Here is a 25,819-nt window from a genome sequence, read left to right as displayed (position 1 = left end):
GCACAAGCATAGCGCCTTAGTCGTCGTGGCCGAACGGGTCCGCGTCCGTGCCCGGCAGCCAGGTGTGGCCCGGCTCGCGCCAGCCTTCGTCGCGGATGACGCGCTTGGCCTCCTTCTTCCAGCGGCCGGTGAGCACGTCGGTGTAGAGGTAGCCGTCGAGGTGGCCCGTCTCGTGCTGGAGGCAGCGGGCGAAGAAGCCGGTGCCCTCGACTTCGATCTCGTTGCCGTGTTCGTCGAGGCCCGTCACCTTCGCCCAGTCCGCGCGGCCCGTCGGCCAGCTGTAGCCCGGGACGGAGAGGCAGCCTTCGTCGTCCTCGCCGTCGTCGCGCGGCATCGTCTTCGGGATCTCCGAGGTCTCCAGCACTGGGTTGATCACCGTGCCGCGGCGCATCTGGTCGCCGTCGGGGCAGTGGTAGACGAAGAGGCGCAGCGGCACGCCGATCTGGTTCGCGGCGAGGCCGACGCCGTGGGCGGCGTCCATGGTCTCGTGCATGTCGGCGATGAGCTCGGCCAGCTCCTCGACGGGCTGCGTCACCGGCTTCGTCGGCTCGTGTAGCACCGGATCGCCGTGGATAACGATGGGTCGGATGGTCATGCCAATATATTAGGCATGCCGTCCGACACGCTTTCCGAGGCCGACCTCGCCGTGCTCCGCTTCGCCGCCCACGCGCCCCGGTCCATCGGCGCGCGCGAGGACCGCATCCGCTCCGAGCTGGGCATGCAGCCGATCCGTTACTACCAGCGCCTCAACGCGCTGCTCGACTCGCCCGCCGCGCTCGCCGCCGAGCCGCAGCTCGTGCGCAGGCTGCAGCGGCTTCGCGACGACCCCAGGGCCCCCAAGCTCTAGTCGAGGTTTACGGTGTGTTGCGCCTGTTTGGCGCTAGCGTGTGGTTAGAGTTGCCGCTGTGACTAACGAGCATTATGGCAACGACCGTCGCCCCCGCGGGGAGCAGACGGGATCCACGCGATACTCCAAGTACTCCGCCGGCGACGGTGGCGCCTCGGATGCCGGTTACGACGGTGCCGGTTACGACGGTGCCGGTTACGACGAACCCCTCGACGCCGAGATCGTCGAGGACGATCGCACCGCCGACCTCTACGCGTCGGACCGCGCCGCTGACCGGTACGCGGACGGCGCGGCGACCGACCCGGGCTACCGCGGCGCCCACCGTCGCGACGACGACGCCGAATACGACGACGCCGACCACACCGAGTACCTCGACCGCGATTACCGCGACGAGCGTGGTTACCGCGACGGCCGTGACGGCGCCGCTGCCGTGTCCGGGTCCGAGCGCGTGGCTGCCGGCGAGGCAGGCGCGGCCGGCGGGTCCAGCGCTGCCGGCGCAGCCGAGGGCGGCCTGCCGAAGCGCGGACTCGCCATGATCCTCATCGCCGTCGCCGCACTCCTCGCGCTGTGGGGCATCTGGAAGATGACGCAGAACGGCGACGACGACAACGCCGCGGCCCCGACCTCCGCCACCCTCTCGGCGTCCGCGCCGGCGTCGGCACCCGCGGCGCCCGCAGCACCGGCGGGCCAGCAGGATCCGGCGGCGCAGGGGTCGGCCGCGCAGGGTTCGGCCGCGCAGGGTTCGGCCGCGCAGGGTTCGGCCGCGCAGGGCTCGCCGGCGCAAAACACCGCAGCACCCGCTGGCCAGGGCGCTGGCCAGGGCGCTGGCACTCCGAACTCGGCCGCGCCTAGCACTGCGGCGCAAGACCCTGCGAGCCAGTCGGCCGCTCCGAACGCGCAGAACGGACAACAGGGCCAGCCGGCTCCGGCGGGCGCGCCCATCGACAACAGCTCGGCGCAGGTCTTCGTCTACAACAACTCGGGTGTGCCGGACCTCGCCAGCCGCACCGCAGACCAGCTCAAGGGCCAGTACAACGTCGTGAACAACTCGCCGGACTCCGCGGTGATGAACATGCCGGAGCAGCAGTACGGCGTATTCGACGGTACCTACGTCTTCTACGACCCGTCCGTGCCTGGCGCGGAGAAGGTCGCCACCGACCTTGCCCGTCGCGTCGGGGGCACCGCCCGCGTCAAGGGCGACATCCCGCAGGGTGCGGTGAGCTTGCCGGAGCAGGCTGCGAAGGATCGCAGCGCTGTGGCGGTCGTCCTCGCCGGCTAGGCCCGGCGGGGCACACCAACTCTCGACGCAAAAACCGGCTACCTCGAACCGGCTATCGGGCCTAAAGGGAGCGCGGACAAAAAGTTGGAGTGTTGGGGGCTGGAAGGTATTCCAATGCCCGCAGGGTTTCCATCTGATATCCGCGATGGTGCGGTTGAGAGGTTTTTGGCTGGGGCGTCTGCCCGTGAGGTCTGCGACTGGGCTGAAGACGTATGTGGTCGCCGACCATCAGTGGACACGGTCGGCAACTGGGTTGCGGCCAAACGCCGCGGCCAGTCCTTTGATGGCACGCGACGCGCCTACGACGCTGAGACCATCGCGAAGGTTGTAGCACGCAGGTTGACCTCGCAGGCGACGGTGCGTGAGATTGCCGTGGAGTTCGATGTCAACGACACCGCAGCACTGACCTGGACGAAGCGGTACTGGCCAGACGATGACGACCGCGATTCGGCAGCGTCGATGACCTTCGACGAGGCGTTTGCGGCGACAATGGAACGCGTGAGCAAACACCGCAAAGTCCAACGCAACCATCAACAGCAGCGAGTCGATGAAGCAGCCGATGCGAAAAGGCCACCCCGGCCAGTCAACGAGTGGCTGCCAGGGCCTGGACCGATAGACGACATCGCTGATTTACCCAGTGACATGGACGAGCTGAAAAAGCTCGTTGTCGAGATGCGCGACCGGGAAACAGTCAAAGACGCCATTATCCAAGTGCTCATGAGCGACGGTGAGCCGCAGGGAAAAGGCAACGTCCGTGGCGGTGAGTCGCGGGGAAAAGACGACGTCCGTGACGGGGAACTGTCCACCGCGGCGAAAGCCGCAGTGGTGGTTGCCCTCACGGACGCCCACGGGTTTTCCATCGCCAAAGCATGCGCGGTTGTCGGGATTGCGCAGTCGACGTTTTACTACCACCGACACACCCACACGAAGGTGGTGCACCAGCGCGAACAGCGCCGCGCTGCACTCAAACCGCTGATCTTGCAGGCAGCAGCCGAATCCGGGCAAAGCTACGGCTACCGGCGCATCCACGCCTGGCTGAAGATCATGGGGCATACAGTGTCGGAAAAGATCGTGCGTACCCTCATGGAAGAGCTTGGGTGCCGCCCGCCGGCGAAAGCGTCGGGCAAATACTCCTCCTACACCGGTGAAACCGACCACAAACCCGCGAACCTGCTGCTGATCGCCCCAACCGACAACAGTGACGATGATGGGGATGCGGATGTGGATGTGGCCCGGCCGGTTGTTGCACCGTCGCAGTACTTCATCGACCACGCCGACGCTCAGGGGCTGACCCACGATTTCCACGCGGATGCCCCGTGGGAGAAAATCGGCACCGACGTCACCGAAATCCACTGCCCAGACGGCAAATTGTTTCTGTCGGCAGCGATCGATTTCTACGACGGGATGCCGATTGCGGTGACCATGTCAACATCACCGAACCACGACTTGGTCGCCGAGATGATCGCGCGAATCGACGAGGTAAAACCCGACGAGGCACAACCGATCATCCATTCCGATCGTGGTGGGCTCTACCGCAGTGAACGCTGGGTCAGTCTGATTACCGACCACACCCACAACATCTTGGATTGCCCCGACTGCCAGGCCGATACATGGTGCGGCAACCGGTGGCGATACATCCCGTCACTGTCGCGCAAAGCCACCAGCGGCGACAACGCGCGCACCGAAGGCTTCTTCGGCACGATGAAACAAGAACTGCTCAAAGGCAGGCCTGTGGTGTCGACGATGACGGTGGCGCAAATGCGCGACTATATTGATTCCTACATCGACTTCTACATCAACACACGATTGAAGTCGACACTCGGCGAGGGCTACACCACCATCGCCGAGCACCGCAAGGCACTGAGTGCATAACAACGAGACAAAGTCCCCCAAAACGCACTCCAACAAAAAGACCGCATCCCCAAAAGCGCCCCTTAGCCGGATCCAGGTAGCCGGTTTCGCTGTAAGGGGGGGGCGTTGGCGGCCCGCAGGGTGCGGTGAGCTTGCCGGAGCAGGCTGCGAAGGATCGCAGCGCTGTGGCGGTCGTCCTCGCCGGCTAGGCCCGGCGGGGCACACCGCTTCTCGACGCAAAAACCGGCTACCTCGAACCGGCTATCGGGCCTAAAAGCGCCCCTTAGCCGGATCCCGGTAGCCGGTTTTGCTGTAAGGGGGGGGCGTTGGCGGCCCGCAGGGTGCGGTGAGCTTGCCGGAGCAGCCGGTTTCGCCGTAAAGGGGGGCCGGCCGGGCGCGGTCGGAGGCTGGCCCACGCGCATAAAAACCGCCCGCCGGGGCCAAACCCGGCCCGCGCACGAGATAGGCTCGGGAACCATGGATCCATTCCGCGACTTTGCCAGGTCGAAGGACAACACTCTCGGCGTCGAGTGGGAGATCGCCCTCGTCGACCCGGTAACGCGCGACCTCGTGCCCCGCGCCGCCGAGGTCATCGACGAGGTGCACGCCCGCCACCCCGACATCCACCTCGAGCGCGAGTTCCTCCAGAACACGATTGAGCTGGTCACGCCCGTCTGCGTCAACACCAAGCAGGCCACGCAGGCCCTCCAGCGCAACCTCGACGCCATCAAGGAGGTCGCGGACGAGAAGGGCCTCAAGCTCTGGGCGAGTGGCGGCCACCCGTTCTCGGACTTCCGCACGAACCCGCTGAGCCCGAAGCACACGTACGAGGAGATCGTCAACCGCACCCAGTACTGGGGCCAGCACATGCTGCTCTGGGGCATTCACTGCCACGTCGGCATCAGTCATGAAGACAAGGTCTGGCCGATCATCAACGCGGTGATGACGAAGTACCCGCACCTGCTCGCCATCTCCGCGAGCAGTCCGGGCTGGGACGGCATCGATACGGGTTACGCGTCCAACCGCACCATGCTTTACCAGCAGCTTCCCACCGCAGGCATGCCGTACCAGTTCCAGAACTGGGACGAGTGGGTCGGCTTCATGCGCGACCAGCAGACGTCGGGCGTGATCAACCACACGGGCTCCATGCATTTCGACGTCCGCCCGGCCGCGAAGTGGGGCACCATCGAGGTCCGCATCTCTGACGCGACGAGCAACCTGCGCGAGCTCGCGGCCGTCGTGGCGCTCACGCACTGCCTCATCGTCCACTACGACCAGATGCTCGAGCGCGGCGAGCAACTGCCCACCCTCCAGCAGTGGCACGTCGCCGAGAACAAGTGGCGCGGCGCCCGCTACGGCATGGAGGCGCTCGTGATCACCAGCCGCGAGACGGACGAGGATTGGGTGACCAACGAGCTCAGATTGCTTATCGACGAGCTGACGCCCACCGCCGCCGACCTCGATTGCCTGGGCGAGCTGCGCCTGGTCGAGGAAATCATCGAGCGGGGCGCGGGCTACCAGCGCCAGCGCGCCATCTACGAGCGCACCGGGGACTGGAAGGACGTCGTCGACGCGACCTGCGCGGAGATGTGGGATCTCACCCTTTAGCGAGACCCCCTAGCGAGGTTATCCCGCGCGTCGTCAAGAAGCCGACCAATTTCGCTCGGCGGATGCGCGAATCTCACACCGACACCACCATTGATCAGCTCGAATTGCCGATGTTGTGCCACCGCGCTCACCGCGGGGACGGCGTAGGTGAGGAGGAACTGCGATAGCTGGTCTGCTGTAAGCGATGCCCAAAACGACTCGTCTGCATCTTTCGCCCACTGCGCCTCGCAAGTCACTTCCAATTGCCATGTTCGCTCGATTTCGGCGGTCAGACTGATCCGGGCGTATAGGTACGAGGACGTCCGGATGTCCTCGATGTCTGGAACCGAAAGTGAGGTTGTCCCTTCGAGGGTGTTCGAGGGCTCAGTTTCGTCCCCGGAAAGTTCGGAGAGTTGCTGATGGGGGAAGAAATATCGCGCGTTGGTGAGGTGGGAAAGCACACGAGCATTCGTGGTGAGGTCGATCATCGGGTCACCGCACGAACTTCAAACGTGTGGGAGTAACGGCGCGCCGAATACACATCACCCGGTTCCGGTGCGCTGGTGCATACGAAGTCATGACTGAACTTTGAGACGAGGTCGGTCGCCGGGGTGTCCTCCTCCTTCGACACATCAAAGCGAAGAAACCCGCGGACGGCGGAAAGGTAGTCAGCGACAAAGTCGAGGTTCACTACCCCGAGGTGGGCGTCGCTTTCAAACCGGACAATATCCTTCGCTGAGCACCCGAGTGCTTCTGCGAGCTCTCCGACGTCCATGCCCCGACTTATCCGAAGCGTTCGCAACTGCTCGATGAGGCGGAGGATCTCGACCTGCTGATTGACTTCGAGGGCGTCTTCCCCGATGAGTTCTTCCAAGCTGGACATACTTAAACCTCCTTCGTTTGCGATGGCACGTAAGAGTAATCGTCTCGGAGTCTAAACGGCACGCTAGTTGCCCGGCAATAGCCCGCCACGGACACCATCGTTCTCCCGATTGCGTCGGTCTGTTGGCGAGATGTGCTCCGAGCGGTTTTGATGCTGCCTCCCCCAGCAATCATCCGATAGTGAGGCTCACCGGCGCAATTAGCAACGTCGCCGAAGTAGAGGCGGTAACCCTCTGAGCTTGACACAGTGACAACTAGTTCGCCCAACCATGGTCGGCCATCCGGGGGAACGTCGCGGTCAGGAACGTGGTCGCCGACGGGTTCCTTGAATCCTTCCGTGCTATAGGCGTCGTTGTCTTCGAGGCGCAAGCCGTGGCTCTCTGCACGCCGGGCCAGACCGAGCAATTTTAACCGACTCCTGTTCGATTGCTTGCCGACCCGCTCGAGGAACGCTTCAGCTTCGCCGGTGAATATCCAACGCTGCGCGCCGTCATCCGCAGGCCGGGGCGGATGGTAGCAGTGTGGCAGCCGATCGAAACTGCCATCACATTCGGGCATGCCTTCCCCCTTGTCGTCGACAAGACAGTATACGACCTCACCCCTTAGGGTTCATGCGGCGCGGGTGGTAGCTGGCCGGGCGGTCGTTGCGGGTGAGCTGCTCCTCCCCGCCGTAGAGGCCCTCGCGCCGGGCAATGCGGCCGAGGCGCTGGGCGGTGACCGGGCTGGTCATGAGGGCGAAGACGACAAGCAGCAGCATCATGCCCATGTCGCCTTTTTCGTGCACGCCGAACCCGTCGGATGTGGTGACGCGGATGATGGTGCCGGTGATCATGAGCACCAGGCCGGTGGTCTGGGGCTTCGTGATGGCGTGGATGCGGTTGAGCGTGGAGTTGAAGCGGGCGGTGCCCACGGCGGCCGAGAAAACCATGAAGGCGCCGGGGAGGATGAACAGTAGGGAGAGGATGTCGGCGATCACAGGGAACCGTCCCTCTTGCGGAAGCGGGCGACGGACAGGGTAGCGATGAAGCCGAGGAGCGCGATGACGATCATGACGTTGACCACCGTGGTGTCCAGGCTCCAGCAGATGTAGAGCGCGAGGGCGCACTGCAGCGAGGCGGTGATGCCGTCGTTGGCCAGGACGCGGTCCATCGAGTCGGGCCCGACGACGACGCGCCAGGCGAAGATGAAGAACCCGGCGGCGAGCATCACCGCGGCGATGGTGAGGAAGACGGTGTAGACGGTGGCGTTCATGTCAGCGCCCTCCCTCGAAGATGTCGATCATTTGTCGCTCCAGTTTCTGCACGTTGGCGATTTCGCGTTCGATGTCGGCGTCGGTGTCGGCGTCGAGGACGTGGATGGTCCATTCGCGGTTGGCCAGGTCCAGATCCGTGACGGCGCCGCCCGGCTGCAGGTTGTAGGCGCAGGTGGCGAGATAGAGCACGAGCTCGTTGTCTAGGCGCATGGGCACCCGGAGGATGGCGTTCTTCGGCGGGTCGGCCCGGCGCAGCGACAGCCACGCCACCTTTGCCGACGCGGCAAGGAGGTCCCAGGTCCACTCGCCGAGGAAGCCGAGGAGCTTCCACCAGTTGACGCGGTTGCCGCTGCGCGGCACGCGTGGCAGGGGCAGCCCGAGCACGATGACGAGGCCGAGTAGCACGCCGGCGAGCGCGTTGCCCCAGGTGAGCTCGCCCATGAGGAGGACCCACATGAACGCCAGCCAGGCGACGGTGAGCGGGCGGAAACGGTGGGAGAATCCGGAGAACATTACTTGTCCACCTCGTTCGATTCGGCGTCCGCGGGGGCGGGGACGCGCTCGGTGGTCACGCCGGTGGTGGCGGGGCCGGTGGGGCGGTGGTTGTTGTCGCGGTGCTCGAGGGCGTCGCGGCCGCCGCCGGCGTCGTCCGGGCGGGTGAAGGCGTCGAGGTTTCGGGTGGGCTCCCGTTGGTCGTCGCCAAGCACTGCCGCCCTGTAGATGGAAAGATCCTGGGCGGACTGTGCGGCGCGGTCCGTGACGTTGGAGATCGGGCCGGCGAGGAAGGTGATGGAGGTGGACGCGGCGACGAGGAACGCCGTGGCGAGGAACATGCCGGCGGGGATGCGGCCGACGTCGGTGCGCTCCTCGACGGCGACGGTCTCGTCACGGGCGGCGAGGTTCGCGGGCCGCGCCTGGACGACGTTGCCCTCCGGCGCGTCGGCGCGGTCGCGGAGGAAGGCGTTGGACCAGACGTTCATCATCGCGTAGAGGGTGAGCAGCGAGGTGACCACGGCGCCGCCGATGAGCACCCACGCCAGCCACGAGCCGTCCTCGGCGCCGGCCTGGATGAGCATGACCTTGCCCAAAAAGCCCGACAGCGGCGGGATTCCACCGAGGTTGAGCGCGGGCACGAGGTAGAGCAGGCCGATCACCGGCGCGGTGTAGAGCAGCGAGCCGAGGCGGCGCAGCTGCGCGGAGCCGGCCTGGCGCTCCACGAGGCCCACGACGAGGAAGAGCGAGGTCTGCACGAGGATGTGGTGCACGGCGTAGAAAATCGCGCCGGACAGGCCCGCCACCGAGCCGAGGGCGACGCCGAAGATCATGTAGCCGATGTGGCTGACCAGGGTGAAGGACATCAGGCGCTTGATGTCGTTCTGCGCGATGGCGCCCATCACGCCGACGACCATGGTAAATAGCGCCACCCACATGAGCATCGAGTCGAGCGAGCCGTCCGTGAACACCGTGGAGCGCACGCGGATGATGGCGTAGACGCCCACCTTGGTCAGCAGCCCGGCGAAGACGGCGGTGACGATGGAGGCGGCGGTGGGGTAGGAGTCCGGCAGCCACGCGTCGAGCGGGAACACCGCCGCCTTGATGCCGAAGGCGACGAGGAAGGTGGCGAAGATCGCGGCGCGGGTACCGGTGGGCAGCTCCTCCATGCGGATGCCGGCCTGCGCCATGTTCATCGTGCCCACCGACGCGTACACGAGCGCGAGGGCGAAGAGGAACACCATCGACGACGCCATGGAGACCATGACGTAGCCGATGCCGGAGCGCACGCGCTGGGGCGACGCGCCGAGGGTGAGCAGGACGTAGGAGGCGACGAGGAACACCTCGAACCCGACGTAGAGGTTGAACAGGTCACCGGCGAGGAACGACAGGTTCACGCCCATGGTGAGCAGCATGTAGGTGGGCAGGAAGACGGCGACCGGGTCGTCCTCGTCGCCGTCGCGTAGCCCCTGCGAGATGCCGTACCACATCACCGCGAACAGGACGATCGAGGAGACGAACAGCATGATCGAGCTGAGCCGGTCCGCCACGAGCGTGATGCCCACCGGCGCGTCCCACCCGCCCATCTGCACGGTCTGGATGCCGTGCGTGTCCGCCACGACGATCATGGCCGCGGAGATCACGGTGAGCGCCGCGAGCGTGGTCAGGGCGACGGCGCGCTGCAGGTTCACCCCGCGAAGGAGGAAGATGAGCCCGGCCGCGGCGGCGGGCAGGATGAGCGGCAGGACGGTGAGGTAGGGCATGGCGGGCAGGGCCCACTCGGCGAAGCTCATGGCGCTAGTTCGCATCGTCGGCCTCCTTCACGGGCTCCTCGAACGCGGGCGGGCCGAACTGGTCGCCGGTCGAGCTCGCCTTGCCGGGCACCGGGTCGTCCGACTTGTCGCGCTCGGGCGCGGCCTCCGGGGTGGCGGGCCGCGCGGCGACGGCGCGATCCTCCTCGTCGCGCTCCACGACGTCGTCGGTGCGGTAGCGGTACTGCCGGTACGCGAGGGCGACGAGGAAGCCCACCATGGCCATCGAGATCACGATGGCGGTGAGGATCATCGCCTGCGCGAGCGGGTCCGCGGCCTGGTCGGCGGCCTCCGACTCGCGCCCGAGGATCGGCGGCGAGCCGGCCGGGCCGCCCGACTGCAGCAGCAGGAGGTTCGCGCCGTTGCCGATGAGGGTCACGCCGAGGATCATGCGCGTCATCGCCCGGTCGAGCATGAGGTACACCCCGCACGCGATGAGCACGCCCGCGCCGATGAGTAGGAACAAGTTGGCTTCCATTTATTCGCCCCTTTCGCGCGAGTTGCGTATCGACGAACCGGAGGCGGCGACGGCGGAACGTTCGTCGTAACGCTGTCTGCGCCCCTGCTCCTGCGACCTGCGGCGCCGCTCGTTCTTGGCCTGGAGCTCGCGCGCGCGGTCGCGGGCGCGCTGCTTGCGGGTGTCCTCCTCGCGGTCGAGGTAGGCGCCCATCGAGCCGATGACGTGCATGATGAGGCCGACGACGATGATGTACACGCCCGCGTCGAAGACGAGCGCGGACGGCGCCGAGACCTCGCCGATGAGCGGGAGTTCGACGTCGAGGTACCCGGAGGTCAGCGGCGGGTAGCCGAGGAACATGGGCACCACCGCGGCGGTGCAGGTGAGCAGGATGCCCACACCGAGGACCCGCCCCGGGTGCACCGGCAGCGTCTCCTCGGCCTCCATGCGCCCGCCCGCGAGGTAGCGCAGCGTGAACGCGAGCGCGGCGACGAGACCGCCCGCGAAGCCGCCGCCGGGGGCGTTGTGGCCGGAGAAGAAGAAGTAGGCGGAGAGCAGCATCATCGACGGGAAGAGCAGGCGGGTGACCACCTCGACGAGGATGGAGCGGTTCTGCACCGTCTCCGTATCCACGCCGGAGGCGAGCCAGCGCGCCTTCGTGGTGGACAGGGTGGGGCGGCGCGAGTCGCGCTCGAACCTGCCGGTGCCGTAGATGAGGCTGGCCACGCCGGTGGCGGCGATGACGAGCACGAGCGTCTCGCCGAACGTGTCGCCCGCGCGCAGGTCCACGAGCAGCACGTTGACGGTGTTGCGGCCGTGGCCGATCTCGTACGCGAGCTCGGGCATCTTCGTCGAGATCGGCTCGGCGACGCGCGCCGACATCGCCGTCATGGCGACGGTGACCACCGACACGCCCGTGCCGATGGAGAGCCAGGCGCGCAGGCGGTTGTCCTCGCCGCGGTGCTCGGTCTCCGTGGGCATCTTGCGCAGCACGAGCATGAACACGACCATGACGATCGTTTCCACGAGGGCCTGCGTGAGCGCGAGGTCGGGCGCGCCGTGGAGGACGAAGATGAACGCCATGCAGTAGCCGGTCAGCCCCACCATGATCACGGCGGAGAGGCGGTTGCGCTGCAGGGTGGCGAAGTAGGCGATGCCGGCCATGAGGGTGACGGTCAGGCCCTGCCAGACGTTGTCCCAGACCACCATGCGGATGTTGTTGGAGTCGCCAAGGATGAGCGCCGCAAGGGGCACGACGGCGAGCACAGCGAAGATAACGGCGAGGTTGATCACGAGCGAGCCGCGCTGCGTCGACGCCGTGAGCTTGAGCGACCAGCGGTGCAGGGTGCCCAGGATGGTGTCCCACACCGCGTTCGCGTCGCCGAGGGCCGGGCGCTCGAACTGCGCCTTGGCCACGACGTCGCGCTGCCAGAACATGATCGCGCCCGCGCCGATGATCACCGCGGAGAGGGCGAGCGGGACAGTGAAGCCGTGCCACAGTTCGAGCGGGGCGCCCTCGACGTCCGGGAAGCGCACGTCGAGGTACTCGTTGATGGGCTGGGAGAGCACGCCCGGTACGAGGCCGAACGCGACGGTGCCCGCGGTGAGCACGGCGGGGGAGCACCACAGCGTGGGCCCGACGTGGTGCATCTCCCGCACGGCCTTCGACTCGCCACCCTTGTTGGCGAACGCCCCGTAGAGGAAGTACAGCGAGTACGCCATCGTGAGGATGGAGCCCGCGACGAGCACGACGAGCGTGATGTTGCCGGGCATGCCGGTGAGCAGCTCCTCGTGCAGGATCGCCTCGAGCGCCGTCTCCTTGGCCACGAAGCCGAACAGGGGCGGGATGCCGGCCATCGACGCCGCCGAGACCACCGCGAGCGTCGTAAGCCACGGCTGCTTCCGGCCCAGCCCCGACAGCTCGTGCGCGTCGCGGGTGCCGGTGGTGTGGTCGATCGCGCCGACGATCATGAACAGCGTCGCCTTGAACAGAGAGTGCGCGAACGTGATGGCCAAGCCCGCCATCGTCGCCGCGCGAGAGCCGACGCCGATGACGGTGATGATGAAGCCGAGCTGGCTCACCGTGCCGTAGGCGAGGATGAGCTTGAGGTCGCGCTGCTTGAGCGCCATCCACCCGCCGAGCAGCATGGTGAACCCGCCGGTGGAGAGCACGACGAGGTGCCACGTGGTCACCGCGGAGAGGTCGGGCGCGAGCCTGGCGACGAGGTAGATGCCCGCCTTCACCATCGCCGCCGAGTGGAGGTAGGCCGAGACCGGGGTCGGCGCCGCCATCGCGCCGGGCAGCCAGAAGTGCCATGGCGCCTGCGCGGACTTGGTCAGGGCGCCGAGCATGATGAGCACGATCGCCGCGGAGATTGCCGGGGTGTTCTCAATGTCGGTGATCTGGGAGACCTCGGAGAGCTTCCAGATCCCAGCCTTGAACCCAAGCAGGTTGATGCCCACGAGCATGGCGAGCCCGCCCATGGTGGTCACCATGAGCGCCTGCATGGCGGCGCGTCGAGACGAAGCCCGCTCCCCGTAGTACGACACCAGCATGTACGACAGCACCGAGGTGAGCTCCCAGAACACGTACATGAGCAGGAAGTTGTCGGCGATGACAAGGCCGTACATCGTGGTGGCGAAGAACGTCAGCTCGAACCCGAACTTGGCTAGGCGGCGCGGGTTTGAGTCGAAGTAGCCCCAGCAGTAGAACAGCACGAGCGCGCCGACGCCGAGGATGATGAGGCTGAACAGGCCCGAGAGGGCGTCGAGGCGGAACTCGAGGTTGAGGTTGACCGAGGGCATCCACCCGAACGACGCCTTCACCTCGCCGCCGTGGCGGAACACCCCGGTGTGGAACAGGCGCGCGACCCAGACGAACCCCGCCAGGGGGACGAGGGCCGTGAGCGCGAAGGCCGGGCGCCCGATGATCCGCAGCAGCACCGGGGCGGCGAGCGTGGCTGCGGTGAGCGCAATGAGCAGAATGAGCACGGGGTGGGCAGCCCTCCTCGGACGGGTCGGGTACGTGTCGTGCCGCGCCGGGGGCGGGGGAGCTCATTGAGTTCACACAAAAATACGTGTCAACCGGTGGCGCAGCCGTCTCGAAATGTAACTGTACAGTTATTTACTGTACCGCTGCAGAAATGCCGCCTCCGCTGCTGCGATGCGTTCGATCTCGGCCGGGTCCACCGACTCGTCGACGCCGTGGATGCCGCACAGCGGCTCTTCGACGCCGAACAGCGCGATCTCCGCGTCCGGGAACTGCTCCTGCAGCGTGATGGTGAGCGGGATCGAGCCGCCGGAGCCGATCACGGCGAGCTCGTCGGCGCCGTACGCCTCTTTGAGGCATTGCCCCAGCGTGGCGACGGCTGGCGCCTCCGGATCCGTCGCAAAGGGTTCGTTGACCCCGCTCACCTCGACCGAGACTTTCGCGCCCCACGGCGTGTGTGCCTTGATGTGCTCAACCATCTTGTCCGCGATCTCGGCGGCGTTCTGCCCCGCCGGGACGCGCAGGTTGAACTGGGCCTCGGCGCGCGGGTTCACCGCGTTCATCGCCTCGGCGACCGGGGTGGAGGTGAAGCCGATCATGGTCACGGACGGGCGCGCCCAGACGAGGTCCGCCGGCTCGTCGTCGACGGTGCCGAGCAGCTGCACGCCCTCGAGCACCGTCGCGTCGGCGCGGAACGCCTCGCGGTCGTACGGGTCGCCGTCCCACTTCGCGGTGGTGTCCACGCCGTCGATCGTCGTGCGGCCGTGCTCGTCGAACAGCGAGTTCGCGATGGCCACGAGCGCGTGCGCGGCGTCGGGCGCCCCGCCGCCGAAGCTGCCGGAGTGCACCGGGCCCCGCAGCGTCTCCACCGTGACGTTGATTTGGGCACCGCCGCGTAGCGACGTCGTCACCGTCGGCACCCCAGCCGCCACATTGCCCGAGTCCGCGATGAGGATCGCGTCGGCCGCGAACAACTCCGGCTTCTCTTCGATGAGCTTGCCCAGCCCGTCCTCGCCGCCGAGCTCCTCGGAACCCTCAACCACGACCCTGAGGCCCAGGTCGGTGCCGCCGTGCTCTTCGATGAGGCGCAGGGCCTCGAGGTGCATCGCGAGGTTGCCCTTGCAGTCGGCGGCGCCGCGGCCGTACCAGCGACCCTCGCGCTCGGTGAGCTCGAACGGGTTGTTCGTCCACGCCTCCGGGTTGTTCGCCGGGACGACGTCGTAGTGCGCGTAGAGCAGCACCGTCGGGGCGCCGTTCGCGGGCGCCTTCGTGGCGATGATCGTGTCCGCGTCGTCGACGGTCGCGTGCCTGGTGACGTCGAGGCCCCGCTCCTTCAGGGCGTTGACCGTCCAGGCGCAGGCGGCCTCGTGCTGGTCCGCGAGCTCCGGGGTGGAGTGCGGGGAGTTGAACGAGACCAGCGTGGACAGGTCGGCGAAGATGCGGTCGCGTTGCGGCTGGTAGCTCTGGGCGTCATTTGGTGTAGTCATGGCCCCACGCTAGCAGCAGCGCAGGGGCCTGATGGCCGGCTTGGTGGGTGGCGCGGGGGACAGCCTTGCGCTCCTTGCACTCAACCCCCATGAGTGCTAAACATGGAGCTGGCACTCATGTAAACCGAGTGCCAGATAAACGAAGAAGAGCGGGTGAGGCTGAGACCACTCGTCAGCCGTGCCGTCGCGGGCGCCTGCTTGCACCGACGACCTGAGTGATCGTCCACAAACCTATTCAATAAGGAGTGACACACTCGCATGGCAAAGATGATTGCATTCGACGAGGAAGCGCGCCGCAGCCTCGAAAACGGCCTGAACACGCTGGCTGACGCGGTCAAGGTCACGCTCGGCCCCAAGGGCCGCAACGTGGTGCTGGAGAAGTCCTGGGGCGCCCCGACGATCACCAACGACGGCGTGACCATCGCCAAGGAGATCGACCTCGAGGATCCGTACGAGAAGATCGGCGCCGAGCTGGTCAAGGAAGTTGCGAAGAAGACTGACGACGTCGCCGGCGACGGCACCACCACCGCCACCGTCCTCGCTCAGGCGCTCGTGCGCGAGGGCTTGCGCAACGTCGCGGCCGGCTCCAACCCGATGGGCATCAAGCGCGGCATCCAGGCCGCCACCGACAAGGTCTCCCAGTACCTCCTCGACAACGCCAAGGAGGTGGAGACCCAGGAGGAGATCGCCTCCACTGCGGGCATCTCCGCGTCCGACCCGGAGATTGGCAAGAAGATCGCCGAGGCGATGTACGCCGTGGGCAACGGCACCGTGAACAAGGAGTCCGTGATCACGGTCGAGGAGTCCAACACCTTCGGTGTCGACCTCGAGGTCACCGAGGGCATGCGCTTTGACAAGGGCTTCATCTCCGCCTACTTCGCCACCGACATGGAGCGTGGCGAGGCCGTGCTCGAGGATCCGTACATCCTGCTGGTCTCCGGCAAGATCTCCAACGTTAAGGAGCTCGTGCCGGTGCTCGAGCAGGTGATGCAGTCCGGCAAGCCGCTGCTCATCATCGCCGAGGACGTCGAGGGCGAGGCACTGTCCACCCTCGTGGTGAACAAGATCCGCGGCACCTTCAAGTCCGTCGCCGTGAAGGCCCCGGGCTTCGGCGACCGCCGCAAGGCAATGCTGCAGGACCTGGCCATCCTCACCGGCGGCCAGGTCATCTCCGAGGAGGTCGGCCTCTCCCTCGAGACCGCCGGCATCGAGCTGCTCGGCCAGGCCCGCAAGGTCGTGGTGACCAAGGACGAGACCACCATCGTCCAGGGCGCCGGCGACCAGGCCCAGATCGACGGCCGCGTGAAGCAGATCCGCGCCGAGATCGAGAACTCCGACTCCGACTACGACCGCGAGAAGCTGCAGGAGCGCCTGGCCAAGCTGGCCGGCGGCGTTGCGGTGATCAAGGTCGGCGCGGCCACCGAGGTGGAGCTCAAGGAGCAGAAGCTGCGCATCGAGGACGCCGTGCGCAACGCAAAGGCTGCCGTTGAGGAGGGCATCGTCGCCGGTGGCGGCGTCGCGCTCCTGCAGGCCGCGCACGAGCTCGAGAGCGACCTCGGCCTCGAGGGCGACGAGGCGACCGGCGTGAAGATCGTCCGCGAGGCGCTGTCCGCCCCGCTCAAGCAGATCGCGCTCAACGCCGGCCTTGAGCCGGGCGTCGTCGCCGACAAGGTGGCCAACCTGCCCGAGGGCCAGGGCCTCAACGCCGCCACCGGCGAGTACGTGGACATGCTGGCCAACGGCATCGCCGACCCGGCCAAGGTTACCCGCTCCGCACTGCAGAACGCGGCCTCCATCGCCGCGCTCTTCCTCACCACCGAGGCTGTCGTCGCGGACAAGCCGGAGCCGGCCGGCGCTGCCCCGGCCATGGATCCGGATGCCATGGGCATGATGTAAATCGGCCCTGAGCTGGAAGCGCGCCCTTCGGGGTGCGCTTTTTTGTTGCGCTTTCCCGTATCGACGTCCACCTCCGGCCCACCCCCGAATTAGTGTAAATCCGACGTGGCTGGCTGGCCACGTGGGCGTGTACAGATCGTTCTCGGAGGCGGATGAGTTACACACCTGCACGGCAATTCAGATGACGTTTACTTTTCCGTGACAATTTGGGCAGGTGACGCTGTCGGGCCCAAAAAGGTTACGTGTTGGTGAACAGACACCGCCTGTGAGCGCGCTGAACGCCATGAAGCTCATTTTGAGATTCCCCTTGACCTGAGACGTCGGTGTGGCAAAATAACCGCTGTGACGCCCGCAGGGTGTCAGTACCTGTCAAGTATTGCCAGACAAACACTGGCACCTGATCGAATAGGGGAAAAACTATGCCCGTGGATCTCAAGGCTGTGAAGAAGGCTCTCGGCGACTTCTCCACCTTCGCAAAGAACATCGTTGGCCTCTTCCAGGACCTGCCGAAGGGCCTGCTGGACTTCGCTACCAAGATCAAGTAAGTCCCCCAACTCCACCCACACCTAGAAGAAGGAAAAGAACATGGAATTCCTGACCAACTGGAACGCACTTTCCTCCGGCAACGGCGCTAACGGCGTCACCAAAATTCCGGGCGCTCTCCTCGGCCTGCTGAAGACCCTCGGCGGCCTCGCTGAGAACCTGCAGAAGCTCATCGGCCTCGTCGCCTAGTCTTCTCGCAGCAACAAGCCCTGTCGCGCGAACGCGGCGGGGCTTTTCGCATGCCTGGGGGTGCCTCGCGAGGGAATGAGGACACATCTGTCCTCATTCCCTCTTTCGCCTCCCCCCGCCCGCCCCGCAGCCACCCGGCGCGCCCCCAGAATCCCGAATACACTGGTGCGCATGGCTGACAATAACGACGAACTGCCGATGATCGACCTCGCCCAGACCGAGGGCTGGGTTGTAGACGACTCCGATGAAGACGACCCGGTTCTGCTCATGCCGGACGGCACCGCCATCCAGACCTGGCGCGAGAACTACCCCTACGACGAGCGCCTCTCCCGCGACGAGTACGAGAAGGAAAAGCGCGCCCTGCAGATCGAGCTGCTGAAGTGGCAGAACTGGACCAAGGACACCGGCCAGCGCCACATCATCCTCTTCGAGGGCCGCGACGCCGCCGGCAAGGGCGGCACGATCAAGCGCTTCAACGAGCACCTCAACCCGCGTGGTGCTCGGACGGTGGCGTTGGAAAAGCCGTCGCCACGCGAGAGCACCTCCTGGTATTTCCAGCGCTACATTGAGCACTTCCCGGCCGCCGGCGAGATCGTCTTCTTCGACCGCTCCTGGTACAACCGCTCCGGCGTGGAGCGCGTCATGGGCTTCTGCACCGAGAGCCAGCACGCCGAGTTCCTCCGCGAGGTGCCCATGCTGGAGAACATGATCCTCGGCTCCGGCATCTCCCTGACCAAGTTCTGGTTCTCCGTGACGCAAAAGGAGCAGCGCACCCGCTTTGCCATCCGCCAGGTGGACCCGGTGCGCCAGTGGAAGCTCTCGCCCATGGACCTCGCCTCCCTGGACAAGTGGGACGACTACACCCGCGCCAAGGAGGAGCAGTTCCGCTACACGGATACCGACGAGTCCCCCTGGATCACCATCAAGTCCAACGACAAGAAGCGCGCCCGCCTCAATGCGATGCGCTACATCCTGTCGAAGTTCGAGTACACGAACAAGGACCACGAGGTGGTTGGGGAGCCCGACCCGCTCATTGTGAAGCGCGGGCGCGACCAGATCGGGGACTAGGGCTCTTCGCTTATCGACGCCCCTTCGGCCCCCTCCGTCTCCCGCTTTGCCCGGGAGCGGAGGGGGCCGCTTGCGTGACATATAAACATGTGTTAATCCATTCTCTGTATAGTTGAAAACTGATCCGGAAAGGGGATCGCATGACCCGCACCGTTTCCAGCCGCGTGGCTGGTGTGTCCCTCGCCATTGTCCTTGCGGCGGGTGCCGCAGCCCCCGCGCCGTTCGCGCGCGCCGCCGATGCGGGCACGGACTTCGCCAACGCCACGACGACCATCACGAACACGGATGTGCAGCAGCTCATCGCCAACGTGGCTTCCCAGGGTGAAAACCCGGTGACCCTGAACCTGCACAAGTACATCGGCGACCCGGTGGCCACCCAGCCGGAGTACACCGGCGGCCAGGCCAATAACGCGGCGGATGGGCTGACCCCGGCAAACGGGGTGCAGTTCAGCGTGCGCCGCGTGAACAACATCGACCTCACCACCGTGGCGGGCTGGCAGCAGTACTCGCAGCTGCGTAATGCTCAGCGTCCCGATCCGGCAAACCTTGGTCCGGCAACCACGCTGACCACGGCGGACGGCACGGCAACTGGCAGCTTCCCTGTCGGCGTGTACTACGTGGAGGAGACGGTCACGCCGGCGGGTGCCACCGCCGTGGCGCCGTTCTACATCGCGCTGCCGCTTCCGCTCACCAGTGGGTCTGGGGCGGAACGGGTGGTCACCGGCTGGAACCGCGACGTGCACGTGTACCCCAAGAACCAACAGGTCACCGGTGAGAAGACGGTGGATGATTCGCGCGTGTACGCGGGCGAGAACATCAAGTACACCGTGAGCGGCTCCGTTCCGGCTGTGCCGGCAACCAACACGTTCGACGGCTACGACATCGTGGACGATTTCGACGAGACCCGCCTCGACGTTGTGGACAGGACCATTTCGGTCACGCTCACCGGCGGCACCACGCTGGTCAACGGCACCGATTACCAGGCGGACAAGGGTGCCGGGAAGTTTGGCGTGTCGCTGACCAAGAGTGGCCTGGACAAGCTGGTCGCCGCGCGCAAGGCAAACGGGGAGCAGACCCGCGTGGTGCTCACCTACCAGGCGAAGCTGAAGGATGGGGCGACCCCGGGCGAGGCGACCAACTCCGCGCAGCTCTTCCCGCCGAACACCGCGAACACGGACGCGGATTTCACCCGCCAGCCAATCAACGTGGACAACCCGGACCGTAACGTCACCCCGGTCGACGTGCCGGCGGTGAAGACGGTGCTGGGCCAGATCACCATCAACAAGGTGGGCGAGAACGACGCCGCGCTGTCCGGTGCGAAGTTCCAGCTCTACCGCTGCGCCCCCGGCACGACCCAGACTAACGCGGGCCCGATCACGGTCAACGGCACCGACACGTGGACCACCGGCAACGACGGCTCGGTCACGCTGCCGGCGATCCAGGTGGAGGACTTCTACAACAACGCCGCGCAGCAGGACAGCTTCGACTACTGCGTGGTGGAGACCCAAGCGCCGCGCGGGTACGCGTTGAACCCGCAGCCGGTGGCGGCCTCCATCACGAACGCCAACCGCACGAACGCGGTGAAAATCACCAACGTGAAGGACAACACGGCCATCAACCTGCCCATCACGGGTGCGCGCGGCACCTTGTTCGCGGTCATTGGCGGTGGCCTTCTCGCACTGCTGGCCGCGCTGTACTTCGCACGCCGTAACCGCACGGCGTAGGCCGGTCGGGTGAGGAGGGCCGTGGCGGGGGAACCGGAGGTCGTCGAGAAGCAAAAGCGCTCCTGGAAAGACGCGTTCTGGGCACTGGCGCTGATCCTCGGCCTTTTGGGGATGCTGTACCCGGTGACCTCGACGCTGGTGAACAACCGCTACCACGCGATCATCGCGGAACGCACCCGCGCGGAGACGGCGCAACTGCCGGATCAGGAACGCGACGGGCTTTGGGAGGCGATGCTGGCGTACAACCGGGACATCACCGCACAGCCGGTCTCGGAGTTGAGCATCGGCGGCGACCACTCCTCACCCGACTACCGCCGCTACCTGGGGACCGGTCTGGCGCCAGGCCAAGACCAGCTCGCGCAGATAGTCATCCCCTCTGTCGGGATCGCGCTGCCGGTGTACCACGGCACGTCCGATCGCGTGCTGGCGAAGGGTGCGGGCCACCTGTTCGGCACCACCTTTCCCACGGGAGGGGAGGGGTCGAACACGGCGATCTCCGCGCACACGGGGCTGGTCAACGCGTCGATGTTCGACAACCTGCCAAAACTGAAGAAGGGCGAGGACATCTACATCCACGTCCTCGGGCGCACGCTGCGTTACCAAATGGTTGGCTCGAAGGTGGTGCCGCCCGACTCGCTGGATGCGATCCCGCTCCCCGGCGAGCCCGGCGACCACCTCTACCTGATCACCTGCACGCCGTACGGGCTGAACTTCAACCGGCTCGTGGTCGACGCGGTCCGCGTGCCCATGGATGAAGAGGCGCCGAGCCCGCAGACTTCGAACACGATCATCGGCTGGCAGTGGTGGATGTGGCTCTCCGTGGGATTTGCCCTGCTTGTTCTGCTGCTACTACTTATTCCGCTGCTTCTGCGGCGCAGGAAGGATGAAGAGCATGAGGATGATTAAGCGCCTCGCATCCGCGCTCACCGCCGCGGCGCTTCTCACCGTGCCCGCGTTCGCGTCCGCGCAGACCACCACTCCGCAGCCGGAGCCTTCGCGTATCGACGCCTCCGTAACCACCCCTCCCTCAACCACCACCGCCCCGGTCAGCACGCCGGCGACCACGCCGACCACTGTTGCGACCACGCCGACCACCTCGCGCCAGATCACGCCCTTCGCCGCGCTCACCCCGCAGCCGGCCCAGATTGTGACCAAGTGCGACTACCGCTCCGGCGCGTCCACCGAGCAGGGGCCGTACGCGAACAACATCTGCTGGCTGGACTTCGGGCCGATCTTCAGCGGCGCCGCGACCAGTGGCAACGCCCAGGCCGGCGGCACCCGTCTGCCGGATCTCGCGCCCGCTGCGACGTCTGCCGGTCAGCCGGTCTTGGTTAACGTCGGCGGCCCCCGCAATGTGCAGCTCACGTTCAACCTGAAGGTGCAGACGGTCCCTGCGACCCCCGCGAATAAGCAGCAGCTTGCCGACGGCACCACGTTCACCCGCGACACCCTCACCCGCATCGGCGCGTACTCCAACGTGATGTGGAAACAGCAGTTCTGGGGCAACCCCGAGAAGAACCCGGGGTATTACTTGGCAACGGACCCGAGTGCGCAGTCGGCGCGCCCGATCATCGGAGCGTCCAAGATCAACGAACCCGTGGTGTTCCGCTTCGACAACATCACCATCTACGAAGACGGGGTGCCGCTTACCCGCGACTATTCCTTCGTGATGGCGGATGCGGAGTCCGTGAACGCTAACGAGGAGATCGGCATGGTGGCTGACACCGCCGTCAGCTCGCTTGCCCTGGTTAACCCGGCGGGAAGCAACCGCGCGTGCTCCGGTTCGGCGACGCAGTTTGGCACTAGCCCCACCGGCGGCTACTTCAACTGCGTAGGCGGCGGCAGTAGCGCGTCCGCGTTCTACGTCGCCCAGGCGCTTTCCCCCAAAACGGTCGAGGCGGCGATCTGGCGCACGAACGGCGCGCAAGGCTTCGCCGTTGGGTTGGGCACCAGCGCGGTGGAGGAACAGCAGAAGGTCGAGGCCGTTACCCTCCCGGACACCGGCGCGCGCGACGACACCACCTTCACCATGAACGTACAGCGCGCCGAGCTAAACGGCACGGCGGCACAGGAAGCGCCGTTGATCACCGCCACCCAGCAGGCGAATCAGCCCGTGGAGACCAAGAAGAGCACCTACCTTTACGACGGCTCTTCGCCCGTCCTCCGCTTCACCTCCCGCATCGACGCGGGGCCCGACCTGCTCAACCGCGCCGCCCGCTACGGCGAGCCGCAGTGGACCTGTTATAGCCAGGCGGGTGCCACACGCACCCCGATCACGCCCACCGTCACGCGCGAGGGCGCAGGCGGGCTCACCACCGGCTCCGTCGCCGCCATCACCACCACCGGACCGGGCGACTACCACTGCGAAGTGAAGTGGCCGGTGTGGCAGACGATCGGCCAGGTGAACGTGGCAAAGCAATTGCTTGGCGACGCCTCCGGCCCCCTCACCCAAACCCCCTTCACCATCAACACCGTGTGCACGCTTCCTCCGGGCGCTGACCCCCGGCGGTACACCCAAGCGTTCGGCGTGCCCGTCGACGCGCAGAATCGCGTCTCGGTGCCCGTAACCGTGCGGGCAGGGCAGGCGGCCGTGCCCGTATACGCGCCGGTGGGGAGCAACTGCACCTTCTCGGAAGCCCCCGCCGTACAACCAGGCACGACACACACGCTGAGCTGGCGTGTGGACTCCGGCGCCGCGACCGCAGGCCCCACCGTGACGGTGCAGCCGGCCGCCGCGCCGAAGACCGTCACGGCGATCAACACTTATGCCCCGATCCTCACCTCGGCCTCGGTGCGCCGGAACGTGGTCGCCCCTGCCGATGCCGCCGGCCTCGCCGGCGCGTCTAGCCCCGTCGCGTTCGACTGCGGCACCCGCACCATCGGCGGGACGACGGTGAGGCTGACCGGCGTGGTGAATGCCGGGTCCGCCGCAACTGCGCTTCCCGCCTCCGCCGTTGCGCCCCCAGCAGGCGTGACTGCAGCCCAGCTCAGCCTCCCCGGCAACCCCGGCGTGCTAGCCATCCCCGCGGGCAACACGTGCACCTTCAGCGAGACCGCGAACACGGTGCCCGCGCCGGGTAAGTACGAGTGGACGTTCGCCGGCGCAACCGTCACCGCTACCGAGGGCCAGCGTGCCGACGCCGCAGTGACCCTCACCGCGGTCGGTGCCTCCCAGGTGATCAAGATGCTTCCCCTGCCCGCGACCGGAAGCAGGCCTTACCTTGTGCTAGTCACCTTGCTCAGCGCAGCGTTGCTGCTGGCCGTCGTAGTGCGGAACTTTCGGCGGTAGGGGAGCGGAACTGAGGTCTCAGCGGGATAGCTCCGACAGTAGTACCCCCGCGGAAAGACAAGCTGAGAAGGTATGATCTTCAGCTCGCTCAGCGGCTTCTTAGGCGGTCTATGGCATCCGCCACAATCTTGGAAAAGTAGCGAGGTGGTGGCGCTCCCTCTTCCTGAGTTTTTGTTTATCGTCACTCCTCAGATTCCGGACCCCCGCGCCGTTCCTAAGAACCTGCAAGCTGGTTAGCAGTATCTATGGACAATCGCATAAGGCGCCAATTATTTTCAGAGGTGGCGCCCAAGCTGGGCCCAGAGGCCATCGAATGCGGGGGTAGGCCCCTCCTGGCTTCTCTGACCTCTACTCGCTGACCACATCACGGGCCCAGCGAACACCGAATCTCCGAAAGGATTTCCCATGGCAGTTGCCATCAAGAAGACCGCCGCGATCGCCATCGCTGCGGGCCTGACCTTCGCCGGCTCGGCCGGCATCGCTGCGCAGGACGCGCTGGCGCAGACCCGCAACACAACCGCGGTGACCACTGCCGCCGGTGTACCGGACGCGAGCACCATCAACTTCACCGACGCGAAGCTCACCATCAACAAGCTTGTCAACCCGACGGAACTGCGACCTGCCTCAGGTGCGACCGACGAGGGTGCCACCGGCGCACCTCTGGCAGGTGTGAAGTTCAATGTGACCCGCATCAAAGGCGATATCACGGACCAGGCTATCTTCAATACCATCGCGCAGTTTGCGAATGAACGCGACGTCGAGGGTGCCAAAGGCCTTGGCACCGGTGATACCGTCGAGCTGACCACCGACGAAAACGGTCAGGCATCCACGAGTCTCCCGGTCGGTGCTTATATCGTTGAAGAAATCTCGGCTCCGGCCCCGGCTACGACTGAAACCTACGTCTTGGCAGAACCGTTCATTGTGTTCTTGCCGATGACCAACTCCCAGGGCACCGGCTGGAATCGTGACGTGCAGGTCTACCCGAAGAACTCGATGGCCAAGGTGACCAAGACGGTCGCTGATGCGGACAAGAACACGCTGAGCAACGGCCAGGGTAACGAGAATGAGCCTGGATACCTTGGGCCACGCCCTGCGGACAACTCCGTGGTGAGCTACACCCTCGACGGTGTCGTTCCTGCTGCTCCGGAAGGCCGCGAGCTCAAGACTCTGACCCTGACCGATGCTTCCAAGAAGGAAGAATTGCAATGGGGCGACAACTTCGTCGAGGGCGTTTACGTTGTCCGTGAAGGCAAAGAGGTCGCGATTGACACAGCGAACTACACCGTGAACAAGGCAGCCGCTGTTCCTACCACCAATGTTGCGGGCCTTGCCGCGGGCGCCAACCAGGCATTCACCGTGGCAGTGGATGCACAAAAAGCAGGTTTGAAGCCGGGCGAGACTGTTCGCGTCAAGGTCAAAGCCACCATGCTGAAGGATGATGCTACTTCTAAGGGCGTCGAGAACTCCGTCCGCGAGTCCTTTGTGTTCCGCAATCCGTCCACGGACACGGACGACGCGCCTAAGGAAACCCCGGATGACAAGGTCGTCACCTACGTGGGTGACATCAAGATCTACAAGCGCGGCGAGAACAATGCTGCTCTTGCCGGCGCGGAATTCCAGGTCGGTAAGTGCAACACCGCAAAGGACGGTTTTGAAGGCGGCGTCATCCAGACCGGTGTGACCGACAATGAGGGCAACCTAACCTTCCCGGGTCTGCACGTCACCGACTACGTCAACGACGCAGAAGTCACGGACACGGTTGCGAACTACTGCGTGAAGGAGACGAAGGCTCCGGCAGGCTACGCGCTCCCGACCGGTGCGAATGCTGTTCGCGAAATTCCGTTGACTCGGTCCACCACCAACGCGCTCAACACAGAGAAGACCGCTTTCGAGGCGGTGGTTAACTCCAACGTCATCGCCAACGGTGAAGTGATCGACAACGTGAAGAAGACCACGCCGACTCTCCCCGCAACTGGTGGCATGGGTATCTTGATCGTCGCCCTCGCGGGTCTGGCCATCATCGGCGGCGGTGTCTACGCGGCACGTCGCAACTCCCAGTCCGCATAAGCGCACTCGCGTAGACGGACACACGGTTCAGCGCGCATAACGCCGCGTTGAGTCGGGCGCTGCCCCGGTGAACAACCGGGGCGCGCACGCCCGCCGGCAGGAGGGCGAA

At 65.9% G+C, this 25,819-nt stretch carries 21 protein-coding genes; 11 read left to right on the top strand and 10 right to left on the bottom strand.

Annotated elements, in window-relative coordinates:
- Positions 1 to 16: 16 nt before the first annotated feature.
- Positions 17 to 595 carry a peptide deformylase gene (locus CJEDD_RS10715; RefSeq protein WP_042409122.1) on the bottom strand — a complete coding sequence of 193 codons (579 nt, stop codon included), beginning with the start codon at positions 593 to 595 and terminating at the stop codon, positions 17 to 19.
- Between the two features lie 15 nt (positions 596 to 610).
- Between CJEDD_RS10715 and CJEDD_RS10710 the strand changes: the two genes are divergently transcribed.
- The 4 genes from CJEDD_RS10710 (at position 611) to CJEDD_RS10695 (ending at position 5,585) form a co-directional block, all read left to right on the top strand.
- A complete protein-coding gene (locus CJEDD_RS10710) occupies positions 611 to 847 on the top strand; it encodes a DUF3263 domain-containing protein (protein ID WP_042409125.1) in 237 nt (78 codons plus the stop codon).
- A 58-nt stretch (positions 848 to 905) separates the two neighbouring features.
- Positions 906 to 2,126, top strand: coding sequence for a LytR C-terminal domain-containing protein (locus CJEDD_RS10705; RefSeq protein ID WP_042409127.1), 1,221 nt, complete (start codon positions 906 to 908; stop codon positions 2,124 to 2,126).
- A gap of 114 nt (positions 2,127 to 2,240) precedes the next feature.
- Positions 2,241 to 3,998 carry an IS3 family transposase gene (locus CJEDD_RS10700; RefSeq protein ID WP_273657480.1) on the top strand — a complete coding sequence of 586 codons (1,758 nt, stop codon included), beginning with the start codon at positions 2,241 to 2,243 and terminating at the stop codon, positions 3,996 to 3,998.
- Positions 3,999 to 4,454: 456 nt separating this feature from the next.
- The gene (locus CJEDD_RS10695; RefSeq protein WP_042410313.1) at positions 4,455 to 5,585 is read left to right on the top strand and encodes a glutamate--cysteine ligase; all 1,131 of its coding nucleotides are present in this window, start codon (positions 4,455 to 4,457) and stop codon (positions 5,583 to 5,585) included.
- Here CJEDD_RS10695 and CJEDD_RS10690 read toward each other — a convergent pair.
- The 9 genes from CJEDD_RS10690 to CJEDD_RS10650 all read right to left on the bottom strand — a co-directional run bounded on the left by CJEDD_RS10690 (position 5,582) and on the right by CJEDD_RS10650 (position 14,934).
- Entirely contained in the window at positions 5,582 to 6,052 is a 471-nt protein-coding gene (locus CJEDD_RS10690; protein WP_042410317.1) for a hypothetical protein, read from the bottom strand. The genes CJEDD_RS10695 and CJEDD_RS10690 overlap by 4 nt on opposite strands.
- The gene (locus CJEDD_RS10685) at positions 6,049 to 6,447 is read right to left on the bottom strand and encodes a helix-turn-helix domain-containing protein (protein ID WP_042410321.1); all 399 of its coding nucleotides are present in this window, start codon (positions 6,445 to 6,447) and stop codon (positions 6,049 to 6,051) included. The genes CJEDD_RS10690 and CJEDD_RS10685 overlap by 4 nt, the downstream gene beginning before the upstream one ends.
- Before the next feature lie 594 nt (positions 6,448 to 7,041).
- Positions 7,042 to 7,374 carry a monovalent cation/H(+) antiporter subunit G gene (locus CJEDD_RS10680; RefSeq protein WP_273657715.1) on the bottom strand — a complete coding sequence of 111 codons (333 nt, stop codon included), beginning with the start codon at positions 7,372 to 7,374 and terminating at the stop codon, positions 7,042 to 7,044.
- A gap of 44 nt (positions 7,375 to 7,418) precedes the next feature.
- Entirely contained in the window at positions 7,419 to 7,697 is a 279-nt protein-coding gene (locus CJEDD_RS10675) for a monovalent cation/H+ antiporter complex subunit F (protein WP_042410556.1), read from the bottom strand.
- Position 7,698: 1 nt separating this feature from the next.
- Positions 7,699 to 8,211: a Na+/H+ antiporter subunit E gene (locus CJEDD_RS10670; protein ID WP_042410559.1), complete on the bottom strand. Its 513-nt coding sequence runs from the start codon at positions 8,209 to 8,211 to the stop codon at positions 7,699 to 7,701.
- Positions 8,211 to 9,998, bottom strand: coding sequence for a Na+/H+ antiporter subunit D (locus tag CJEDD_RS10665; protein ID WP_273657519.1), 1,788 nt, complete (start codon positions 9,996 to 9,998; stop codon positions 8,211 to 8,213). Before CJEDD_RS10665 ends, CJEDD_RS10670 begins: the two co-directional genes overlap by 1 nt.
- Positions 9,988 to 10,479, bottom strand: a complete 492-nt coding sequence (locus CJEDD_RS10660; RefSeq protein WP_042408993.1) for a Na(+)/H(+) antiporter subunit C — start codon at positions 10,477 to 10,479, stop codon at positions 9,988 to 9,990. Before CJEDD_RS10660 ends, CJEDD_RS10665 begins: the two co-directional genes overlap by 11 nt.
- Positions 10,480 to 13,449: a Na+/H+ antiporter subunit A gene (locus tag CJEDD_RS10655; protein ID WP_042408996.1), complete on the bottom strand. Its 2,970-nt coding sequence runs from the start codon at positions 13,447 to 13,449 to the stop codon at positions 10,480 to 10,482. It abuts the gene before it with no gap.
- 129 nt (positions 13,450 to 13,578) lie between these two features.
- Positions 13,579 to 14,934, bottom strand: a complete 1,356-nt coding sequence (locus CJEDD_RS10650) for a dipeptidase (RefSeq protein ID WP_042408999.1) — start codon at positions 14,932 to 14,934, stop codon at positions 13,579 to 13,581.
- Between the two features lie 258 nt (positions 14,935 to 15,192).
- Between CJEDD_RS10650 and groL the strand changes: the two genes are divergently transcribed.
- The 7 genes from groL (at position 15,193) to CJEDD_RS10615 (ending at position 25,710) form a co-directional block, all read left to right on the top strand.
- A complete protein-coding gene (gene groL / locus CJEDD_RS10645) occupies positions 15,193 to 16,830 on the top strand; it encodes a chaperonin GroEL (RefSeq protein ID WP_042409002.1) in 1,638 nt (545 codons plus the stop codon).
- Positions 16,831 to 17,415: 585 nt separating this feature from the next.
- Entirely contained in the window at positions 17,416 to 17,562 is a 147-nt protein-coding gene (locus CJEDD_RS10640; protein WP_157034516.1) for a hypothetical protein, read from the top strand.
- 171 nt (positions 17,563 to 17,733) lie between these two features.
- Positions 17,734 to 18,630 carry a polyphosphate kinase 2 gene (ppk2, locus tag CJEDD_RS10635; protein ID WP_042410584.1) on the top strand — a complete coding sequence of 299 codons (897 nt, stop codon included), beginning with the start codon at positions 17,734 to 17,736 and terminating at the stop codon, positions 18,628 to 18,630.
- A 140-nt stretch (positions 18,631 to 18,770) separates the two neighbouring features.
- Positions 18,771 to 20,354: a SpaH/EbpB family LPXTG-anchored major pilin gene (locus tag CJEDD_RS10630; protein WP_273657518.1), complete on the top strand. Its 1,584-nt coding sequence runs from the start codon at positions 18,771 to 18,773 to the stop codon at positions 20,352 to 20,354.
- A 21-nt stretch (positions 20,355 to 20,375) separates the two neighbouring features.
- Positions 20,376 to 21,260: a class C sortase gene (locus CJEDD_RS10625; RefSeq protein WP_052333742.1), complete on the top strand. Its 885-nt coding sequence runs from the start codon at positions 20,376 to 20,378 to the stop codon at positions 21,258 to 21,260.
- Positions 21,247 to 23,643: a DUF5979 domain-containing protein gene (locus CJEDD_RS10620; RefSeq protein ID WP_157034426.1), complete on the top strand. Its 2,397-nt coding sequence runs from the start codon at positions 21,247 to 21,249 to the stop codon at positions 23,641 to 23,643. Before CJEDD_RS10625 ends, CJEDD_RS10620 begins: the two co-directional genes overlap by 14 nt.
- A gap of 405 nt (positions 23,644 to 24,048) precedes the next feature.
- A complete protein-coding gene (locus tag CJEDD_RS10615) occupies positions 24,049 to 25,710 on the top strand; it encodes a SpaH/EbpB family LPXTG-anchored major pilin (protein WP_042406036.1) in 1,662 nt (553 codons plus the stop codon).
- The last annotated feature ends 109 nt before the right edge of the window (positions 25,711 to 25,819 follow it).

The organism is Corynebacterium jeddahense (assembly GCF_028609865.1).
Classification (GTDB): domain Bacteria; phylum Actinomycetota; class Actinomycetes; order Mycobacteriales; family Mycobacteriaceae; genus Corynebacterium; species Corynebacterium jeddahense.
The sequence above is the reverse complement of the archived record's forward strand: the minus strand, read 5'-3'. Positions and strand labels throughout refer to the sequence as shown.

Excerpts from the sequence above, each read along its gene's own strand:
- CJEDD_RS10715 (WP_042409122.1), bottom strand. The coding sequence starts at position 595 with ATGACCATCCGACCCATCGTTATCCACGGCGATCCGGTGCTACACGAG.
- CJEDD_RS10710 (WP_042409125.1), top strand. The coding sequence starts at position 611 with ATGCCGTCCGACACGCTTTCCGAGGCCGACCTCGCCGTGCTCCGCTTC.
- CJEDD_RS10700 (WP_273657480.1), top strand. The coding sequence starts at position 2,241 with ATGCCCGCAGGGTTTCCATCTGATATCCGCGATGGTGCGGTTGAGAGG.
- CJEDD_RS10695 (WP_042410313.1), top strand. The coding sequence starts at position 4,455 with ATGGATCCATTCCGCGACTTTGCCAGGTCGAAGGACAACACTCTCGGC.
- CJEDD_RS10690 (WP_042410317.1), bottom strand. The coding sequence starts at position 6,052 with ATGATCGACCTCACCACGAATGCTCGTGTGCTTTCCCACCTCACCAAC.
- CJEDD_RS10685 (WP_042410321.1), bottom strand. The coding sequence starts at position 6,447 with ATGTCCAGCTTGGAAGAACTCATCGGGGAAGACGCCCTCGAAGTCAAT.
- CJEDD_RS10680 (WP_273657715.1), bottom strand. The coding sequence starts at position 7,374 with ATGGTTTTCTCGGCCGCCGTGGGCACCGCCCGCTTCAACTCCACGCTC.
- CJEDD_RS10675 (WP_042410556.1), bottom strand. The coding sequence starts at position 7,697 with ATGAACGCCACCGTCTACACCGTCTTCCTCACCATCGCCGCGGTGATG.
- CJEDD_RS10670 (WP_042410559.1), bottom strand. The coding sequence starts at position 8,211 with ATGTTCTCCGGATTCTCCCACCGTTTCCGCCCGCTCACCGTCGCCTGG.
- CJEDD_RS10665 (WP_273657519.1), bottom strand. The coding sequence starts at position 9,998 with ATGCGAACTAGCGCCATGAGCTTCGCCGAGTGGGCCCTGCCCGCCATG.
- CJEDD_RS10660 (WP_042408993.1), bottom strand. The coding sequence starts at position 10,479 with ATGGAAGCCAACTTGTTCCTACTCATCGGCGCGGGCGTGCTCATCGCG.
- CJEDD_RS10650 (WP_042408999.1), bottom strand. The coding sequence starts at position 14,934 with ATGACTACACCAAATGACGCCCAGAGCTACCAGCCGCAACGCGACCGC.
- groL (WP_042409002.1), top strand. The coding sequence starts at position 15,193 with ATGGCAAAGATGATTGCATTCGACGAGGAAGCGCGCCGCAGCCTCGAA.
- CJEDD_RS10640 (WP_157034516.1), top strand. The coding sequence starts at position 17,416 with ATGGAATTCCTGACCAACTGGAACGCACTTTCCTCCGGCAACGGCGCT.
- ppk2 (WP_042410584.1), top strand. The coding sequence starts at position 17,734 with ATGGCTGACAATAACGACGAACTGCCGATGATCGACCTCGCCCAGACC.
- CJEDD_RS10630 (WP_273657518.1), top strand. The coding sequence starts at position 18,771 with ATGACCCGCACCGTTTCCAGCCGCGTGGCTGGTGTGTCCCTCGCCATT.
- CJEDD_RS10620 (WP_157034426.1), top strand. The coding sequence starts at position 21,247 with ATGAGGATGATTAAGCGCCTCGCATCCGCGCTCACCGCCGCGGCGCTT.
- CJEDD_RS10615 (WP_042406036.1), top strand. The coding sequence starts at position 24,049 with ATGGCAGTTGCCATCAAGAAGACCGCCGCGATCGCCATCGCTGCGGGC.